General features: G+C 50.9%; 8 tRNA genes. All 8 read left to right on the top strand.

The annotated features are described in order from the left end of the window. Positions 1-39 precede the first annotated feature (39 nt). The 8 genes from JQ843_RS05735 (at position 40) to JQ843_RS05700 (ending at position 747) form a co-directional block, all read left to right on the top strand. Positions 40-112 (top strand) — tRNA-Asp (locus tag JQ843_RS05735). A gap of 23 nt (positions 113-135) precedes the next feature. Continuing rightward, positions 136-208 (top strand) — tRNA-Lys (locus tag JQ843_RS05730). A 5-nt stretch (positions 209-213) separates the two neighbouring features. After that, positions 214-295, top strand: a tRNA-Leu gene (locus tag JQ843_RS05725). An 18-nt stretch (positions 296-313) separates the two neighbouring features. Further along, positions 314-386 (top strand) — tRNA-Thr (locus tag JQ843_RS05720). 22 nt (positions 387-408) lie between these two features. Continuing rightward, positions 409-480 (top strand) — tRNA-Gly (locus JQ843_RS05715). A 7-nt stretch (positions 481-487) separates the two neighbouring features. Beyond that, positions 488-573, top strand: a tRNA-Leu gene (locus JQ843_RS05710). Between the two features lie 11 nt (positions 574-584). Further along, positions 585-658, top strand: a tRNA-Arg gene (locus tag JQ843_RS05705). Positions 659-673: 15 nt separating this feature from the next. After that, positions 674-747 (top strand) — tRNA-Pro (locus tag JQ843_RS05700). The last annotated feature ends 1 nt before the right edge of the window (position 748 follow it).

Genomic DNA, 748 nt, shown 5'->3' with positions numbered 1-748 from the left:
AAGCAGAGGGTCAGCGGTTCGATCCCGTTAACTCCCATAGGTCCCGTAGTGTAGCGGTTATCACGTCGCCCTGTCACGGCGAAGATCGCGGGTTCGATTCCCGTCGGGACCGTTAGAATAACGGAAGTTATTTTAGACTCGTTAGCTCAGTTGGTAGAGCAATTGACTTTTAATCAATGGGTCACTGGTTCGAGCCCAGTACGGGTCATATATGCGGGTTTGGCGGAATTGGCAGACGCACCAGATTTAGGATCTGGCGCTTAACGGCGTGGGGGTTCAAGTCCCTTAACCCGCATTAAGATATAATAAATGAGCCGGCTTAGCTCAGTTGGTAGAGCATCTGATTTGTAATCAGAGGGTCGCGTGTTCAAGTCATGTAGCCGGCATTTTTAGATAGAAGAAAACAGTGCGAACGTAGTTCAGTGGTAGAACACCACCTTGCCAAGGTGGGGGTCGCGGGTTCGAATCCCGTCGTTCGCTTAGAGAGGCCGGGGTGGCGGAACTGGCAGACGCACAGGACTTAAAATCCTGCGATTGGTAACGATCGTACCGGTTCGATTCCGGTCCTCGGCATAAACTAATGAGCACCCTTAGCTCAACTGGATAGAGTACCTGACTACGAATCAGGCGGTTAGAGGTTCGACTCCTCTAGGGTGCATTTTTCTATTTAACTCGGGAAGTAGCTCAGCTTGGTAGAGTACTTGGTTTGGGACCAAGGTGTCGCAGGTTCGAATCCTGTCTTCCCGAT

Source organism: Streptococcus mitis (assembly GCF_905187495.1).
GTDB lineage: Bacteria > Bacillota > Bacilli > Lactobacillales > Streptococcaceae > Streptococcus > Streptococcus mitis_CU.
Note: the sequence above shows the minus strand (reverse complement) of the source record. Positions and strands in the feature narration are given on the sequence as shown.